The 18,231-nt window shown below is 72.6% G+C and carries 8 protein-coding genes; 7 read left to right on the top strand and 1 reads right to left on the bottom strand.

Going from position 1 to position 18,231, the window contains the following annotated elements:
• Nucleotides 1-161 precede the first annotated feature (161 nt).
• Nucleotides 162-3,692: an AAA-like domain-containing protein gene (locus tag WME83_RS44585; RefSeq protein ID WP_437315798.1), complete on the bottom strand. Its 3,531-nt coding sequence runs from the start codon at nucleotides 3,690-3,692 to the stop codon at nucleotides 162-164.
• A 520-nt stretch (nucleotides 3,693-4,212) separates the two neighbouring features.
• On the opposite strand from WME83_RS44585, the gene WME83_RS44580 reads away from it, so the two are divergent.
• The 7 genes from WME83_RS44580 to WME83_RS44550 all read left to right on the top strand — a co-directional run bounded on the left by WME83_RS44580 (nucleotide 4,213) and on the right by WME83_RS44550 (nucleotide 18,087).
• A complete protein-coding gene (locus WME83_RS44580; RefSeq protein ID WP_437315797.1) occupies nucleotides 4,213-6,225 on the top strand; it encodes an alpha-amylase family glycosyl hydrolase in 2,013 nt (670 codons plus the stop codon).
• A 48-nt stretch (nucleotides 6,226-6,273) separates the two neighbouring features.
• Nucleotides 6,274-7,353 carry an ABC transporter ATP-binding protein gene (locus WME83_RS44575; protein ID WP_437315796.1) on the top strand — a complete coding sequence of 360 codons (1,080 nt, stop codon included), beginning with the start codon at nucleotides 6,274-6,276 and terminating at the stop codon, nucleotides 7,351-7,353.
• A gap of 8 nt (nucleotides 7,354-7,361) precedes the next feature.
• Entirely contained in the window at nucleotides 7,362-9,626 is a 2,265-nt protein-coding gene (locus tag WME83_RS44570; RefSeq protein WP_437315795.1) for an extracellular solute-binding protein, read from the top strand.
• Complete coding sequence (locus tag WME83_RS44565) at nucleotides 9,623-10,483, top strand: sugar ABC transporter permease (RefSeq protein ID WP_437315794.1); 861 nt, start codon at nucleotides 9,623-9,625, stop codon at nucleotides 10,481-10,483. Before WME83_RS44570 ends, WME83_RS44565 begins: the two co-directional genes overlap by 4 nt.
• A 218-nt stretch (nucleotides 10,484-10,701) precedes the next feature.
• Entirely contained in the window at nucleotides 10,702-13,767 is a 3,066-nt protein-coding gene (locus WME83_RS44560) for a response regulator (protein WP_437315793.1), read from the top strand.
• Nucleotides 13,761-14,684: a response regulator gene (locus tag WME83_RS44555; protein ID WP_437315792.1), complete on the top strand. Its 924-nt coding sequence runs from the start codon at nucleotides 13,761-13,763 to the stop codon at nucleotides 14,682-14,684. Before WME83_RS44560 ends, WME83_RS44555 begins: the two co-directional genes overlap by 7 nt.
• Nucleotides 14,685-14,877: 193 nt before the next feature.
• Complete coding sequence (locus WME83_RS44550; RefSeq protein WP_437315791.1) at nucleotides 14,878-18,087, top strand: hypothetical protein; 3,210 nt, start codon at nucleotides 14,878-14,880, stop codon at nucleotides 18,085-18,087.
• Nucleotides 18,088-18,231: the final 144 nt, after the last annotated feature.

Below are 18,231 nucleotides of genomic sequence, written 5' to 3'. Positions count from 1 at the left end.
GGACAAGCTCGTCCGCCCCCACCGAACAAAGGTGGGAGAGGCGTTCGTAAGGTGGCAGCGAGGCTGCGTGTGACGCACGCGCGCGACCCACGACGGACGATATCGGCCGACGCCGGACAGCGCCGGACAGCCACCGACGGTCGCGCGCGTCAGCGCACTGGCTATCGGTCGCGGCGCGGCGCCGCGCCGGCGTCCGGCTCGGGCGCGCCCGGCCACTCGGGGCAGGTGGCGCGGTAGGCGATGTCGGGCATGAGCAGCGCCCACTCCTCGCGCGTGAAATTGCGCCCGGCGTAGGCGCACGCGCGGGCCATCAGCGGCTCGGCCGCGATCGTGAAGACGCGCGCCGCGCCGTCGTTGGCGGCGGTCACCACGCGGGTCGCGTCGGGGCTGAACACCGCGTCCGTCAGCGTGACCCCCTCGGCCCGGAGCGTGATCGGCTCGCCCTGCCCGTCGACGGGGAGCACCCGCGCGATGCCGTCGCTCGACACCGCCACCACGCGCGCGCTGTCGCTGCTGAACGACACGGTCCGGACGGAGGTGCCAAGGCCGCTCAGGACCAGCGGCTGGCCCTGGCCGTCGGCGCGGAGCAGCCGCACGGCGTCGTCCAGGGCCGCGATCGCGATGTGGCTGCCGTCCGGGCTCACCGCCAGCGCCGCGATCGCGCGGTCCTCGTACCCCGAGGCGAGGACGCGCGGGGCCCCGCGGCCGTCGGCGGGCCACACCTTCACGTTGGGCCCCGACGTCGCCACGATGCTCTTGCCGTCCGGGCTGAACGCCGCCTTGAGCAGCCCCGCGCGCTCGTCGCGCAGCACCACCGGCTCGCCCGGGACCCCGTCCTCGAACACGCGCAGGATGCCGTTCCACGAGGTCGTGACGATCCTGGTGCCGTCCGGGCTGAACGCGACGCCCACCACCCGATCGTCGTGGGTGCCGAGCACGACCGGCTCGCCTTTGCCGTCGGTGCGCCACACCCGCGCCGTCCGATCGGCCGAGCCGGTGACCAGGCGGCTGCCGTCGGGGCTGAAGTCGACGCTGAGCAGGTGCTCCTCGTGCCCGCGCAGCACGACGGGCTCGCCCGAACCGTCGGCGCGGAAGATGCGAACGGTCTTGTCCGTCCCGGCGGTGGCGATTTTGCTGCCGTCGTGGCTCACCGCGATGCTGGTCAGCGGCCCCGTGTGGCCGTGGAGGAGCAGCGGCTCGCCCGGCGCCTCGAGGCGCCACACCCGCGCGGTGCCGTCCTCCGAGGCGGTGACGACGCTCCTGCCGTCGCGGCTGAAGGCGGCGCTGTTCACCGCCCCCTCGTGGCCGACGAGGACCGTCGACGTGCCCTTGCCGTCGCAGCGGAAGATGCGGGCCGTCCCGTCCGCGGAGGCCGTGACGACCGACGTGCCGTCGGCGCTGAAGGCGGCGCTGCGCACGGAGCCCTGGTGCCCGCGGAGGACGACGGGCTCGCGGCGGCCGGGCTCGAGGATGCGCGCCGTCCCGTCGCCCGCGGCGAGGGCGACGCGGGCGTCCACGGGGCTGTAGCTCGCGCCCTCGACGCCCTGCCCGAGCCCCTTCAGCGCCTCGGGGGCGTCGTGGCCGTCGGCGCGGACGACGTAGACCGTCCCGCTGATGGCCGTGGCCAGGATCCAGGCGCCGTCGTGGTTGAAGACCGCGCGCCGGATGAGCCGCTCGCCCAGCGGGACGACGAGCGGCGGCTCGTCCCCCATGCCGGGGCGCCACACGTAGATCGCGCCGTTCGTGGTCCCCGCGACGACGCGGCTGCCGTCCGGGCTGAACGCCACGCTGGACGGCGCGGCGTCCCGCGTGTGGAGCGCCCCGTCCTCGCGGCCGTCGGGGCGCCACAGGCGCACCGTGCCGTCGGTCGATGCGGTCGCCAGGCGGCTGCCGTCGTGGTTGAAGGCGACGGCGACCACCCCGCCGGGGTCGTGGGCGCGCAGCAGGACCGGCGCGTCGCGCGCGCCGAGGCGGAAGAGCCGCGCGGCCCCGTCGGCCGAGGCGGTGGCCACGAAGCGGCCGTCGGGGCTGAAGGCCGCGTCGTGGACCGCGCCGCCGTGGCCGGCGAGCACCTCCTGGCCGACGGCGGGGCCCCAGACGGCGTCGCCGAGCGCCTGCACCACGGTGGCGGCCGCGGGGCGGCCGCTCGCCCTGGCGGCGAGGCCTGCCTCCACGGCGAGCAGGCGCGCGCGCTGCAGCAGGCCGCCGGACAGCTCCTTCGCCGACTGGGCCGCGAGCCGCCGGGCGTCCTTCTCGCGCGCCTCCTGCTGCGCCCGGACGAGCGCCTGCTCCTCCTTGCCCATCTGCCAGAGGAGCACGAGGATCATGCCGCCGAGCAGCGTGACGGCGACGGCGAGCACGGTGAGGAGCCGCCGCATCGACCGCTTCTGGCCCTCGGCCCGCGCGCAGGCGGTCAGAAACGCCCGCTCCTCGGCCGAGAGGTCGCCCCGCCCGTCACACCACGACGTGAGGTCCGCGAGCGCCGCGCCGCCCACGAGGAAGTCGTCCTTCCGCCCGTTCGAGAGCCAGCGCAGGAGCGGCTCCGTGACGGCGCGCTCCACCTCGCGCGACCCGGCCCACGCCCGGTCGAAGGCGCGGCGGAAAATGCGGTTTCGCACGTCGAGGCACGGCGCGCCCGCCGCCGTCGCCCGCTCGGCGCAGAGCCCCGAGAGCCGCAGCAAGAGCTGGATCGGATCGCCGCCGTCCACCGGCACCGGGTGGCCGTCGAGCAGCCGCGTGTACAGCCGGAGCAGCTTCGGCGCGTGGGCGCGGTGGGGCCCGTGCGGCTCCAGGCATCGCTCCGCGTAGCGCAGGTTCGGGTCCTCGGCCCGCCCCTGGCCCAGGAAGCGCCGCTCCACGGCCTCGTCGACGCTGAGGCCGCGCCGCTCTCCGACGAGATCCGCGCAGATCCGCTGGGTCATGTAGGGGTGCCCCGAGGTCCACGCGAAGATCGCGTCGAGCGCCGCGTCGGGGTCGGCCACGAGCCCCTCCAGGCCGGCGCGGAACCCCCGCACCTCGGCGCGGGTGAAGTCGTCGAGCCGGATCGCGCGGCCGATGTTGAAGGGCGTCCGCGTCGGATCGGAGACGAGCTCCGACGGCGCCGCCACGCCGAGCAGGCAGAAGGTCAGCCGGGCGTTGGCCGGGCGCTCGGCGCGCCGGTTCACGAAGGCGCGGATGGCCGCGAAGAAGTCGTCCCGCGAGAACGGCAGAGACAGGGTGGCGTCGACCTCGTCGATGAACAGGACGATCCCGGAGGAGATCTCCACGAGCACGACGTCCTCGAGCCAGCGCAGCCAGCAGTGCACCGGCCCGAGGTGCCAGTGCGCGTCCCAGAACTCGTCCGGCGGCTCCAGGCCGAGTTGCTCGGCGATCTCGGACGCGATCCCGAGGTACCAGCCCACCGGCGTGGCGGTGTCGGTGCCGAGCGCCCCGAGATCGACGCTTGCGCACTCGATCTGCTCGGCGCGGAGCCGCATCGAGACCCGGAGTCGCAGGCTGGACTTGCCGATCTGCCGGGTCGACAGCACATAGCAGAGCTCACCGCCGAGCAGCGCCTCGAAGAGCTCCCTGTCCGCGGAGCGCTCGATATAGATGGCGCCGTCGCCCACGGTCCCGCCCGCCTGGAACCGGCGCCTGTGATCTCCGGCGCTGGCCTTCGCCTGATCGAGGTCGGGAGGCGCCGAGAAGGTCACGAATCAGACGGTGCCATGCAGCGCCGGGACCGTCAACGGAGCGACATCCCGCGTCGCTAGCGTCCGCGGTGGAACAACGGGTCTCGCGACGGCGCGTGAACTTCACGAGAGCGTCACGTGGGAGGGCCGGGGGAGGGACAGGAGCAGGGCAGGAGCAGGGCTGCGGCGCGCGCCCTCGCGCGCGGCCGCCGGCTTCTTTCGGCGCGGCGTCGCGCGGCGCGGCGCGGCCGCGGCCGCGCGCCTCCGCTCCTCCCTTCCTTCGCCGTGCGGCGATCGCGGTTGCGCCCGTTGCGCTGCGCCTCAAAACCCACTTGCCACGTCCAGAAATCGTGGACCGGGCCACTCTGGCTGGTGTAGCGTTCGCGCCGTGCGAGGGGCGTTGAAGGCGAGGGGGCAAGGCGTCGTGGCCGCGCTGGCGGCCCTGTCGCCGCTGCGCTTCGCATGGCGCTCTGCGGCTCAGCAGGTTCCTTCGGATACTACGGCTTTGCCCGACACTCCTGAAGCACCTTCCGGAGAAGAGATGCAGAGTCCGCCGCCGACTGCAGGGGCGGCCCTCCTGGCGGCGGCCGCCCGGCACGGGCTGCCCAGCGAGGCCGCGGCCGCCTCGTCGCGTGGGGCGGCCTCTGGCCGGGTGGCCGGGGCGGCCCTCTGCCGGGCGGCCCTCCTCGCGCTCCCCGTGGCGGGGTGCATGCAGCCCGACGACGGGCTCGCGCAGGAGGCCGCGCTCGCGGCGCACGTGAGCGACTGGCGGGAGGAGATCGTCTATCAGGTGCTGATAGACCGCTTCGCCGACGGCGACGCGAGCAACAACCACCGGGTCTCCTCGGCGCTCGGCAGCTGGCACGGCGGCGATTGGAAGGGGCTCGAGGACCGGCTGCCCTACCTCGAGGAGCTCGGCGTCACCGCGCTCTGGATCTCGCCGATCGTCAAGAACGTCGAGACCGACGCCGGCTTCGACGGATACCACGGCTACTGGACGCAGGACTTCACCGCGCTGAACCCCCATTTCGGCGATCTCGCGTCGCTGCGCCGGCTCGTCGCGTCGGCCCACGGCCGCGGAATGAAGGTGATCGTCGACATCGTGACGAACCACGTCGGTCAGCTGTTCTTTTACGACATCAACCAGAACGGGCAGCCCGACAAGGCCGTTGACGGCGGCGGCAAGGGCGCGCACCCCCAGAGCGAATACGATCCCGATTTCGACCCCCGCGGCGTCCAGGCGCGGACGTCGCTCGGCGCGTCGGGCCCGGCGCCGATCGTCTTCCGTCACGATCCCGCGACCAACCACCTCCCGCCGCGGCCCGAGCTCTTCCAGCGCCCCGAGGTTTACAATCGCAAGGGCCGCGCCGTCGATTTCGACGACATCGACCAGCTCGTGCACGGCGATTTCCCGGGCGGGCTCAAGGACATCGACACCGCCCGCTGCGACGTGAAGCGGACGATGGTCGACGTGTTCGTGCGCTGGGTCGAGCTCACCGACGTCGACGGGTTCCGCATCGACACGGTGAAGCACGTCGAGCACGAGTTCTGGCGTTATTTCACGCAGAACGTCCGGCTGCGGCTCAAGGAGAAGGGCAAGATCACCTTCTTCATGTTCGGCGAGGTCCTCGACGGCAGGGACGATCTCATCGGCAGCTTCACGAGGCACGACGTCCCAGCCCACCCGCACGACGCGGCGCTCGGCGGCGATCTACAGCGCGAGAACGCGAGCGAGGCGGAGGGGGGCTGTCCGGGCGCCGCGCCGATCACGGGGGACACGCTCGACGGGGCCCTCTATTTCTCCCAGTACTACCAGGCTTTCCGCGACGTCTTCCGCGACGCGCTGGGCACGCGGCGCATCGAGGAGCTCTGGGCGGCGCGGGAGGCCAACTACGGCACCGAGCCGAACGCGAACGGCACGGGCCTGCCGCCGGTGAAGACGCTGGTCAACTTCATCGACAACCACGACGTCCCGCGCTTCCTCTACGACGGCCCGGGCGTCTCGCCGTTCAAGGCCGATCCCGAGGCGGCGCTCAGGAACGCGCTCCTGTTCCTCCTCACCGAGGACGGCATCCCCTGCCTCTACTACGGCACCGAGCAGGGCTTCCGCGGCGGCCACGACCCGGCGAACCGCGAGGACCTCTGGGCGAGCGGCTACGACACCCAGCATCCGCTCTTCCGGTGGGTCGAGCGGCTCACGGCGCTGCGCCGGGGCTACCGGGCGCTCACGGCCGGCGAGCAGCGGGTGCGCTGGTCGACGGAGCGGACCGGCGACGGGGACGAGGACGCGGGGATCTTCGCCTTCGAGCGGGGCGAGCCGGGCGGCGATTACGCGCTCGTCGTGCTCAACACGCACCCCGCGAAGCGGAGCGCCACGCGCTTCGCGGGGTCGGTCATGACGACGGAGCTCCGGCCGGGGACCGTGCTCGTCGACGTGCTCTCTCCCGGGAAACCGACGTATACGGTGGGCGCGAACGGCGCCGTCACCGTCGAGCTGCCCCCCGTGAGCGGGGCGCTGCTCATCCCGGAAGACCAGGTCATCCAGGGTCTTTGATCCCCACGAGCTCTCCTCCCCTCCGACTTCCCTCCGAGAACCTTGATTATGGCCTCTGTCAAAGTGCGTGGACTCAACAAGCGATTCGGCCAGACGCACGTGCTGCGCGGCGTGTCCGTCGACGTGCCCGACGGCTCGTTCGCCGTCCTCGTCGGCCCGAGCGGCTGCGGCAAGTCGACCCTGCTCCGGCTGCTCGCCGGCCTCGAGGAGGCCGACGAGGGCTCGATCGCGCTCGGCGGGCGCGACGTGACGCGGCTGGAGCCGCGCGATCGCGACATCGCCATGGTGTTCCAGTCGTACGCCCTCTACCCGCACCTCACCGTGCGCGAGAACCTCGCGTTCGGCCTGAAGCTCCGGAAGACGCCGCCCGCCGAGATCGAGGCGCGCGTGAAGGAGGCGTCCGAGATGCTCGGGCTCGGCCCGCTCCTCGACCGGCACCCCCGGGCGCTGTCCGGCGGCCAGCGGCAGCGCGTCGCCATGGGCAGGGCCATCGTGCGGCGGGCGCAGCTCTTCCTGTTCGACGAGCCGCTCTCGAACCTCGACGCCGCCCTGCGCGCGCAGGTGCGGGTCGACATCCGCAAGCTGCACGACCGGCTCGGCGCGACGAGCGTCTACGTCACCCACGACCAGGTGGAGGCGATGACGCTCGCCGACGAGATCTTCGTGCTCAACAAGGGCGTCGTCGAGCAGTCGGGGCCGCCGCTCGAGGTGTTCGCCCGGCCGCGCACCCAGTTCGTGGCGAGCTTCCTCGGCAGCCCGGCCATGAACTTCGTCGAGGCGCGCATGGACAACCGCGGTGGCCGGTGGGTCGCGGCCCAGGGCGACCTCGCGGTCGAGGTCGACGCGGCCGAGTTCCCGGGCGCGCTCGCGTCCGGCCGGCGGGTGATGGTCGGCGTGCGCCCGCACGAGGTGGATCTCGCCGCGGGCGAGGGCGGCGCCCCGTTCCAGGTCGCGATCGTCGAGGCGCTCGGGGCCGAGTCGTACGCCCACGGCACGGTCGCGGGGGCGCCGTTCGTGGCGCGCCTCGACCCCTCGGCGCGCGTGGCGAAGGGGGACACCGTGACGCTCGCGCTCCGCAACGTGCACCTGTTCGACGCGGACTCGGGGCTGACCCTGCGGGAGGCGTGAGGCGCGCCATGCCGAGCCGCCGCCCCGCGCCCGCGCTCGCCGCGCTCGCCCTGGTCCTGCTCCTGCCCGGGCTCGCGGTCGCGGCGCCGATCCGGCTCTGGCACGCCTACCGCGACGACGAGGCCAGGGCGCTCGGCGCCATCGTGGCGGCCTTCCAGGGCGCGGAGGTCGAGCTCCTCGCCGTCCCGTTCGACGCCTACGCCCCGAAGCTCCAGGCCGCGGTCCCGATGGGCGAGGGGCCCGACCTGTTCATCGACGCCCACGAGCGGCTCGGCGACTACCGCGCGCGCAAGATCGTCGCGCCCGTGGGCGACGCGCTCGAGCCGGGCGGCGAGGCGGTGTTCCAGGGGCCGGCGCTCGCGGCCGTCCGGCTGGGCGGCGAGATCTTCGGGCTGCCGATCAGCCAGAAGTGCATGGCGCTCTACATGAACACCGCGCTCGTCCAGGAGGCCCCGGCCTACCTCGAGGACATCGCGGCGCTCGCCGGTGCGCTGCCGCAGGGCGCGTATCCGCTCGCGTACGAGGCGTCGAACGCCTACGCGCACATGCCGATCCTCGCCGCGTTCGGCGGCGCGATGCTGGACGAGCGCGACCAGTTCGGCTTCTTCGGCCCGGGGCCCGAGCGCTCGCTCGAGCTCGTCCGCTCGCTGATCGCGCGGCGGGTCGTCCCGGAGGACGCGAACGGCGCGCTGGTGACCGACCTGTTCAACGCGGGCCGCGCGGCGTTCGTGATCAGCGGGCCGTGGTTCGTGGGCGGCCTCAAGGACGAGGCGAAGCGGCGCGCGCGCGTCGTCCCGCTCCCGAAGGTGCGCGAGACCGGCCAGCCGATGCGGCCGTTCATGACCGTCGAGGCGGTCATGCTCTCGCCCCAGGGCGCGCAGCGGGCCGAGGCGCGGGCGCTCGCGCGCCACATCGCCGGGGCCGCGGCCGCGGCCGCGCGGATCGAGATCGCGCGCACGCCGCCGGTGCGGAGCGACGTGGCCGTCCCGGCCGACGACGCCTTCATCGCGGCCTTCACCGAGCAGGCCAAGGTGGCCATCCCGATGCCGACGTCGCCGGCGATGCGCTCGACCTGGGAGCCCGCCGCGCGCGCGATCCGCAAGGTGCTGCGGGGCGACGCGCCCCCGGGCGTCGCCCTCGCCGAGGCGAAGCACCGCTTCGACGACGTGCGCCGGCCGCTGCCCCCGCCCGCCTCGCCGGCGCCGCTCCTCGTCGGGCTCGGCGCGCTCGCGCTCGTCCTCGTCCTCCGGTGGGTCTCCGCCGCGAAGGGCGCGGTCCAGGGCCCCGCGCTCCGGCGATCCCTCGAACGCTCGCTTCCGGCCTACAAGTACGTCGCGCACGCCGTCGTCGCGATCGGCGTGCTCGTGATCGTCCCGCTCGTCATCGGCGCGGCGACGTCGCTCTTCGCCGGCAGCGGCGAGGGCCTCCGGTACGTCGGCCTCGCCAACTTCATCAGCATCCTCACGGCGCGCGGCGAGCCGCTCTTCTCGAGCGGCTCGTTCTACCTGGTGCTCGCGGTGACCGTGCTCTGGACGGCGGTGAACGTCGTCTGCCACCTCGTCCTCGGCGTCTCGCTGGCGCTGCTCCTGCACCGGCCGACGCTGCGCCTCCGCGCGCTCTACCGGGTGCTCCTCATCGTGCCCTGGGCGGTGCCGAGCTACGTGACCGCGCTCTCCTGGAAGGGCATGTTCCACCGGCAGTACGGCGCCGTGACCGGCCTCATCGAGGCGGTGAACGCCGCCTTCGGGACGAGCATCGAGCCGATCGCCTGGTTCTCGAGCTTCACCACCGCGTTCACGGCCAACGTGACGACCAACGTCTGGCTCGGCTTCCCGTTCATGATGGTGGTCACCCTCGGCGCGCTCACCGCCGTGCCCGGCGAGGTGCTCGAGGCGGCCGAGGTCGACGGCGCCTCGCGCTGGCAGCGTCTCTGGAAAATCACGCTGCCGCTGATTCGACCGGTGCTCGCGCCGGCGGTGACGCTGGGCGCGATCTGGACGTTCAACATGTTCAACGTGGTGTTCCTCGTGTCCGGCGGCGATCCGGACGGCACCACGGACATCCTCGTGTCCGAGGCGTACCGGTGGGCGTTCACCCGCGAGGCGCAGTACGGCTACGCCGCGGCGTACTCGGTGCTGATCTTCCTGCTGCTCACGCTGGCGACGCGGGACTGGCGGTGGCGGCGGCGGACGCCGGGGTCGTTCATCCCGCAGGGCGGCGGGGCGGCGGACGGGTCGGCGCCCGCGCCGGTGGCGGCGACGGAGGCCGTATGACGCGGCGGCCCTCTCCGGTCGAGTCGGTCGCGGTGCACGTCGCGTTGCTCGCGGCGGTCGCGTTCGCGCTGTACCCGGTGCTCTGGGTCGTCTCGATCGCCTTCTCGGGGGCGCGCCCGCCGGTGCCGGAGGTGCTGCCGATCCCGAACCAGCCGACGCTCGAGCACCTCGAGGCGGTGGTCACCACGTCGCAGAAGGTCGGGGGCGAGACGATCTGGCTGTTCCCCCGCCAGCTCGCCAACTCGGTCGCCGTGGCGCTGGCGACCGCGGCCGTCGGCGTCACCATCGCGATCCCGGCGGCGTACGCGCTCGCGCGCTTCGATTTCGTCGGCAAACGCCGCGGCTTGCGGGCGCTGCTCGCGACGCAGATGTTCCCGACGGTGGCGAGCGCGATCCCGCTGTACCTCCTGCTCGACGCGCTGGGCCTGCTCAACTCGCGGACGGGGCTCGTGCTCTGCTACGCGTCGACCGCGGTTCCGTTCTCGATCTTCCAGCTCCGCGCGGCGTTCGAGGCGATCCCGGTCGACCTGGAGGAGGCGGCGATGGTCGACGGGGCGACGCGCTTCGAGGCCTTCGTCCGGGTGGTCCTCCCGGCGGCGCGGCCGGCGATCGCGGTGACGGCGCTGTTCGCGATCATGACGGCCTACAACGAGTTCATCCTCGCGGCGACGCTGCTCTCCAAGGAGGAGATGTTCACGCTGCCGGTGGTGCTGCAGCGGTACATCGGCGAGCACGACGCGCAGTGGGAGCGGTTCGCGGCGGGGGCGCTGCTCGTGTCGCTGCCGGTCATGGGGGCGTTCTACCTGGTGCAGCGGCACCTCGTGGCGGGGTTGACGACGGGCGGCGTGAAGGGGTGAGCGGACCTGCGCGCGACCCCGCCCCGGAGGCGCGGCTCGGGCTGCCGGCGCGGCCGCGCCGCTCGGTGGCGCGACGCGCGCTGCGCGGCGGCGGCGCGGCGCGCGGGGGCGTACGGCACCCCCGGCCCGCCCCCCGGCCGCCCCGGCGGCAACCGTCCGCCTGACCCCACCTCGCGGCCATGGACGCCCGATCGCGACCCCGCTATCTCCATAAAGCCATGCCGAAGGCCGAGGATCCCCCGCCTGCCGCCGCGCCGGGGACCGCCCACCCGGAGCCCCGTCCGCCGCTGGGCGGCGACGGCCGGCCTTCGCTCGGCGGCGACGGCCGCCCCTCGCTGACCGGCGACGGCCGCCCGTCGCTCGCTGGCGAGCCGCGCCCGTCGCTTGCCGGCGAGCCGCGTCCGTCACCGGGCGGCGAGACGCGGCTGTCTCTGGCCGGCGAGCCGCGCCCCTCCCTGGCCGGCGACCCCCGCCTCTCGCTCGTCGGCGACCCCCGCCTCTCGCTCGTCGGCGACCCCGACGGCCGCGGCACCTTCCTGCCGGCCGGGGCCGTGCCGCAGCGGCGCCACAGCCGGACCTCGTGGGAGAAGCTCTGGCTCCTCCCGCTGCTCGGGCCCCTGCTCGCGCTGCTCGTCATCGGCGCGGTCGCCACGCTCGAGGCCGCGTTCGACTGGAACATCCCGAACCCGCCGGCGATCCTCTCGATGATCATCGTCTTCGCGGCGTTCAGCGGCGGCCTGTGGAGCGGCATCGTCACCGCGCTCATCTCGTGCGTCTACTTCGCGCTCTACTTCTCCGAGGACGGCGTGCCGTTCTCGTACAAGGAAGACAACCTGCTCCGCGTCGTCGTCTTCGCCGTCACCACGCCCGCCATGGCGGTGATGGCGAGCATCGCGAAGCGGCGCGCGGACGCCATGGGCGCCGCCTCGCTCGAGAACGAGCGCGAGCACTCGGCGAGCCTGCGCGCCCTGCTCATGCAGCGCCAGGCGGTCGAGGCCGAGCTCCAGCAGGCCAAGGAGGCCGCCGAGGCGGCGAGCCGCGCCAAGAGCGAGTTCCTCGCCAGCGTGAGCCACGAGATCCGCACCCCGATGAACGGCATCATCGGCATGACGTCGCTCGCGCTCCAGACCGAGCTCACCCAGGAGCAGCGCGAGTACCTCGAGATGGTCAAGATCTCGGCCGACGCGCTCCTCGCCATCATCAACGACGTCCTCGACTTCTCGAAGATCGAGGCCGGCAAGCTCGAGATGGAGCCCGTCGTCTTCGACCCGAGCGAGATCATCGGCGACGCCGTGAAGACGCTGGCCCTCCGCGCGCACGAGAAGCGGCTCGAGCTCGCCTACGACGTGGGCCCCGACGTGCCCGAGGCGCTCGTCGGCGACCCGCTGCGCCTGCGCCAGGTCCTCGTGAACCTCGTCAGCAACGCGGTGAAGTTCACCGACGCCGGCGAGATCGTCGTCCGCGCCGAGGTCGACGCGCGCGCGCCCCTCACCCCCGAGGAGGAGGCCAGCGCCGACCGCCAGAGCGCGCCCAGCCTCTACGCGGGCGAGGCGCTCGGCGACCTCGTGGTGCTCCACGTGCGCGTGATCGACACGGGCATCGGGATCGCCCCCGACAAGCAGCAGCTCGTCTTCGACGCGTTCGCGCAGGCGGACGGCTCGACCACCCGCAAGTACGGCGGCACGGGGCTCGGCCTCACCATCTGCGCCCGCCTCGTCGAGATGATGGGCGGCAAGATCTGGATCGAGAGCGAGCTCGGTAAGGGCAGCACGTTCCACTTCACCCTCCAGCTCCGGGCGCTCGAGGGCGCCGCCCGGTCGCGCCGCCTGCAGATGCCGCGGGACCTGCTCGGCACGCGGGTGCTCATCGCCGACGACAACGCGACCGCGCGGCGCATCCTCTGCGAGACCGTCGAGGGCTGGGGGATGAAGGCGGTCCCCGTCGACTCGGGGGCGGCGGCGATCGCGGCGCTCTCGGAGGACTCGGGCACGTGGGCGCTGCCGTGGGGCAAGCCGGGGGGCAACGCGGTCGGGCCGACCTCCTCGTTCGGCCTCGCCATCGTCGACGCCCGCATGCCGAAGGTCGACGGCTTCGCCGTGGTCGAGCACTGCCGGCGGCGCGAGATCCTGAAGGGGCGCACCATCATGATGCTCAGCTCCACCTCGGCGCAGGCGGACGCCGCGCGCTGCCGCGATCTCGGCGTCTTCGCGATGGTCACGAAGCCCGTGAAGACGTCGCACCTCCAGGAGGCCGTGTTCCACGCCTTCGGCATCCCGACGCGGAGCGCGCTCCGGTCGGCCGACCTGCGCCGCGCCGTGCCCGGGCCGCGCGCCCGCGGCCTGCGGGTCCTCGTGGCCGAGGACAACGCGATCAACCAGAAGCTGATGCGCCGCTGGCTGGAGCGGCAGGGCCACCACGTGCACATCGTCGAGAACGGCCGGCTCGCCGTCGAGAAGATCGCGACCGGCCAGTACGACGTGGCGCTGCTCGACGTGGAGATGCCCGAGATGGACGGCCTCCAGGCCGCGCGGGCGGTCCGCGCGCGCGAGCGGCGCGAGGGCGGGCACATGCCGCTCATCGTCGTGACCGCGTACGCGATGAAGGGCGACCGCGAGCGCTGCCTCCGGGCGGGCTTCGACGGCTACGTGTCGAAGCCGGTCCAGGTCGAGGAGCTCTACGACATGATCGACCGGCTCGCCGCCGGGCCCTCCTCGCTGGAGATCGAGGACCCGGCGCGCCTGTCGCTCGGCGCGCCGAACTCGTACCCGTCGGTGCCCTCGTCGCCGCTCGACAACGGGCCGCCGAGCACCCGGTCGGCGGACGAGCGGCCGCAGGGCACGCCCTCGTCGATCGCGAGCCGGCCGATGTTCGACCGCACCCGGGCGCTGGAGCGGACGGGCGGCGACGCCGACCTCTTGCGCGAGCTCGCCGAGGTCTTCCTGGAGGAGTGCCCGCGGTGGATGGCCGACATCGACGAGGCGGTGACCGCCGGCGACGCCCGCAAGCTCCAGCGGGCCGCGCACAGCCTGAAGGGCGGGGTCGACAGCTTCGGCGCCCGGGGCGCGTTCGAGGCGGCCTTCGCGCTGGAGAAGATGGCGCGCTCGAACGAGCTCGGCAGCCTGGCCGAGGCGCAGTTCGCGCTGCGGGCGCAGATCGATCGCCTGATCCCCGAGCTCGCCGCGTTCGTGCGCGAGGGCTCGCCGGCGGACGCCGCGCCGCTTGTGGACGCCGCGCCGCCGGTGCAGGGCGAGCGGCGCTCTGATAACGAGGTGACGCGATGGTGAGGGTGCTCGTGGTGGACGACTCCCCGTTGGATCGGCGCCTCTCCGGGAGCCTGCTCAAGAAGCGCGCCGGCATGGAGCCGATGTACGCCGAGAACGGCGTCGAGGCGCTCCAGACGATCGCGAAGGCGATGCCCGAGATCGTGCTGACCGATCTCCAGATGCCGGAGATGGACGGCCTTGAGCTGGTCGAGGCGATCCGCCGCGAGCACCCGTACCTGCCGGTGATCCTGATGACGGCGCACGGCAGCGAGGAGATCGCGGTGCAGGCGCTCCGGCGCGGCGCCGCGAGCTACGTCGCGAAGCGGAGCCTCGCGGCGGAGCTCGTGAGCACGGTCGAGAACGTCCTCGCGGTGGCGCGGCTCGACCGGCGGGAGCAGCAGCTGCTCGCGTGCCTGACGGCGACCGAGTCCCATTTCGAGCTCGACAACGACGTGGCGAAGGTGCCCGCGCTGGTGGGCCACATCGAGCAGAGCCTGGGCCGGATGCGGCTGTGCGACGAGACGGGCCGGATCCAGGTCGCGGTGGCGCTGCGCGAGGCGCTGGTGAACGCGATCGTGCACGGCAACCTCGAGGTGAGCTCGTCGCTGCTCGACGAGGACCCGAGCGCCTTCTCGGCGCTTGTCGAGCGGCGCCGGACCGAGAGCCCCTACCGGGACCGGCGGGTGGTCGTCTGGGCGCGGGAGACGCGGACCGAGGCGACTTACGTGGTGCGCGACGAGGGCCCCGGCTTCGACCCGCGCGACCTGCCCGACCCGACCGACCTCGCCAACCTGGACAAGCCGAGCGGCCGCGGACTGATGCTGATCCGCACCTTCATGGATGAGGTGTGGCACAACGAGAAGGGCAACGAGATCCACATGATCATGCGGTGTCGCTCGCCGGAGTCCGACCACGAGCCGAGCGACCCTGGCGGCTGAGGCGGCCGCGATCGGTGGGCTTTTAGCGCCGGCGCAATGCGTCCGGCCATCGGCTCATGGCCTCGGCTCTGCTCGGGGGCCGTCGCGGAACGTGAATATCCCGGCCACGCCGGGCAACGAAGCCGCCATGACCAGAGACGACGAGTCGATGGCTCGAGCGCGCACTCGGGCAAGCCGGGGTGGGACGGCCGCCTTGGCCATCGCAGCTGTCCTCGTGTCCACGGCGTGCGATCTCGTCGTGCGCGGGGGCACGGATGGTGATGGCGGCGGCGGAGCGGACAGCGGTGCCACGACCAGCGCTCACGGCGGCGGCAGCGGCGGCGAGGGCGGCGACGGCGGCAGCGGCGCCGGAGGCAGCGGCGGCGAGGGCGGCAGCGGCGTGGCCAGCAGCGGCGGCGGCGGCGAGGGCGGCAGCGGCGTGGCCAGCAGCGGCGGCGGCGGCGAGGGCGGCAGCGGCGTGGCCAGCAGCGGCGGCGGCGGCGAGGGCGGGAGCGGCGTGGCCGGCAGCGGCAGCGGCGGCGAGGGCGGCAGCGGCGGCGAGGGCGGTACGCCAGGCACGCCGGGCACGTGCGTGCCGGGCACGGTGCTCACCTGCTACACGGGCGCCACCGGGACCATCGGCATCGGGCCGTGCACCACCGGGACGCAGACGTGTCGCTCCGATGGGCTCGGCTATGCCCCGTGTGACGGCGCGGTGGCGCCGGCCGCAGAGATCTGCGCCACGCCGGTGGACGAGAATTGCGACGGCGAGCCTCGGTGCCCCCGCCTCGCGTCGTGGGCTCGAGGATATGGCGGCCCCGGCGACGACAGCGGCGTGTCCATCGTGAGCGACGCGTCGGGCAACTACTACGTCTCCGGCGCCTTCGAGGGGACGGTGGACTTCGGCGCCGGCCCTCTCACCAGCGCAGGGGGCTCCGACGTCTTCGTCCTCAAGCTCGACCCCTCCGGCTCGGTGATCTGGAGCAGGCGCTTCGGGGCCGAGTATGACGATGAGAGCGCCACCGTGGCCCTCGACGAGGGCGGAAACATCTTCCTTGTCGGAACCTATAATGATGGTCCAGCCCACGCTTCCGTGCCGGGCCCAGATTTTGGCGGGGGTCCGCTCCTGCCCACCGAACGGGCCGCGCTCTTCGCGGCCAAGCTCGACCCCGAGGGCAATCACATCCGGAGCAGAGGAATTCAGGATCCGGCGAGCGGCCGGAAGATCAAGCGAGCTGCCGTCGATGGCGACGGAAATGGGTACGTGCTTTTTGCGGCCGGTGACGTGATTCTCTCGAGGTTGATCGCCGGAACCCCCACGTGGACAACTTGGGCTGCGCCGCGCAGCATCGATATCGCGGGAGCAGATCTCGCGATCGATAGCGCAGGAAACGCGGTTGTGGTGTGTGCGATAGACTCGACCAGTCTTCCTCCTCCGTATCACCTCAGCGTCTTCAAGGTTGATCCTGATGGTATTGAGTTGTGGCAGCGATCGCTCGTGCAAAACTCGCCCGACGAGTCCGCCGAGAAATCGGTCTCCTCGGTGGCGGTGAACGCGGCGGACGAGATCTTCGTGACGGGCTTCACGGACGGAACCATCGATTTCGGCGGCGGCGTGCTCCCTCGTGGGGCCATGCTCGTGAAGCTGGATCCTGAAGGCCAGCATCTCTTCAGCCGCCCGGTCCGCTCCGGCGGCAAGATCGCCCTGGACCCAGCCGGCGGCATGGTCATCGCCGGGGAGGACCTGGCCGGGCTCGACGCGAGCGGGACGGAGACGTGGTCGATCGACGTCGATGCGATCTTCGGGGACATCGCCGTTGCTCCGAATGGCACGATTGCAGCCACCGGGCGCGTGCTCGCGCCGGTGGACTTCGGGACGGGTCCGATCGCGTACGCGGCGGGCAGCGACATCTTCGTCGCCACGTTCAACCCCTTCGACGACGGCGGCGGGGGGAGCGGCGGCGGCGGCGGCGAGGGCGGCAGCGGCGGCGGCGAGGGCGGCGGCACGCCAGGCACGTGCGTGCCGGGCACGGTGCTCACCTGCTACACGGGCCCCACCGGGACCGTGGGCATCGGGCCGTGCATCACCGGGACGCAGACGTGTCGCTCCGATGGGCTCGGCTACGGCCCGTGTGCAGGTGCGGTGGCGCCGGCCGCAGAGCTCTGCGCCAGCCCGGTGGACGAGGACTGCGACGGCGATCCTCAGTGCCCCCGCCTCCCGCCGTGGGCGCGGGCATACGGCGGCCCCGGCGACCAGGGCGCCACGTCCATCGTGAGCGACGCGTGGGGCAACTACTACGTCTCCGGCGTCTTCCAAGGGACGGTGGACTTCGGCGCCGGCCCCCTCACCAGCGCAGGAGAAATCGACCTCTTCCTCCTCAAAATCGACCCCTCCGGCTCGCTCATCTGGAGCAGGCGCTTCGGGTCTGAGCACGACGAGTGGGCCCCCAGCCTGGCCGTCGACGGAAGCGGAAACATCTACTTTGCCGGAACCTATGATGGGGAGGCGCCGTACTTTTATGAAAGCCCAGATTTTGGTGGGGGTCCCATCCCGCCCGCCGATTATTCTGCCAACGCGCTCTTTTTGGTCAAGCTCGACCCCGAGGGCAACCACATCTGGAGCAATGGCTTCCCGCGGACTGCGATCGACTTCGGGGGCGTGGTGGAGATGGCCGTCGATGGCGTCGGCAACGTGTTCGTCCTCCACGTGACGGGTGGCTGGGATTCTGTGTCCTATCACGTGACAAAGGTGAGCGCCGGAGGTGAGGCCGTCCTCTGGGATGAGTCTCTGCCAGGATCCGAGAGTCCAGGATCCTCGAGCGGGACGGGAGGCATCGCGGTCGACAGCGACGGCAACGTGCTCGTGGTGAACGCGGACCAGGATTATATCTACTCCCCCGGTGCGGATTTCAACGTCATCAAGCTGTCGACGACAGGTGCTCTGCTCTGGCAACGGCAGTTTTCATCCAAGGCGCACGTGGACCCCATGGCGTCAGCCACCTCGGTGGCCGTCAACGCCGCGGGCGAGGTCCTGGTGACGGGCTACACGGATGGCACCGTCGACTTCGGCGGTGGCGCGCCAGGAGCCGGCGACGAGCTGTCCGCCGTGCTGGTCAAGCTGGACGCCGCAGGGGAGGTCATCACCTCCAGCACGATTCCCTACCCCGGGAATATAATCCTGGATCCTGCTGGTGGAATGTTCCTCGCCGGGGGCTTGGCGGTTACCAAGCTCGACGACGGCGGGACCACGCTCTGGTCCGCCTACGTCGACGTCCCCACGGGTTATCGAGGCAGCGGGGCGGACATGACCATCTCTCCGAATGGCACGCTTGCAATCGCCGGTTACATCTACCCGTCGATGGACACCGACCCTCGCCCCTCCACAGCGCGTTTCGAGACCTTCGTCGCCACGTTGAATCCCTGAAGAGCTCGGGGGCCCGCGGCTGCGGCCCAACGCTTCCGGTGCGCGCGGCTTCCCGCCTCCGCTCAGGCCGAGGCGCCGCCGTCGATCGTCAGGTTGGCACCCGTGACGAAGGCGCCCTCCGAGCGGCCGCGGCCTGATGCTGAT

Source organism: Sorangium sp. So ce385 (genome assembly GCF_051474135.1).
GTDB classification, from domain to species: Bacteria; Myxococcota_A; Polyangia; order Polyangiales; family Polyangiaceae; genus Sorangium; species Sorangium cellulosum_D.
Note: the sequence above shows the minus strand (reverse complement) of the source record. Positions and strands in the feature narration are given on the sequence as shown.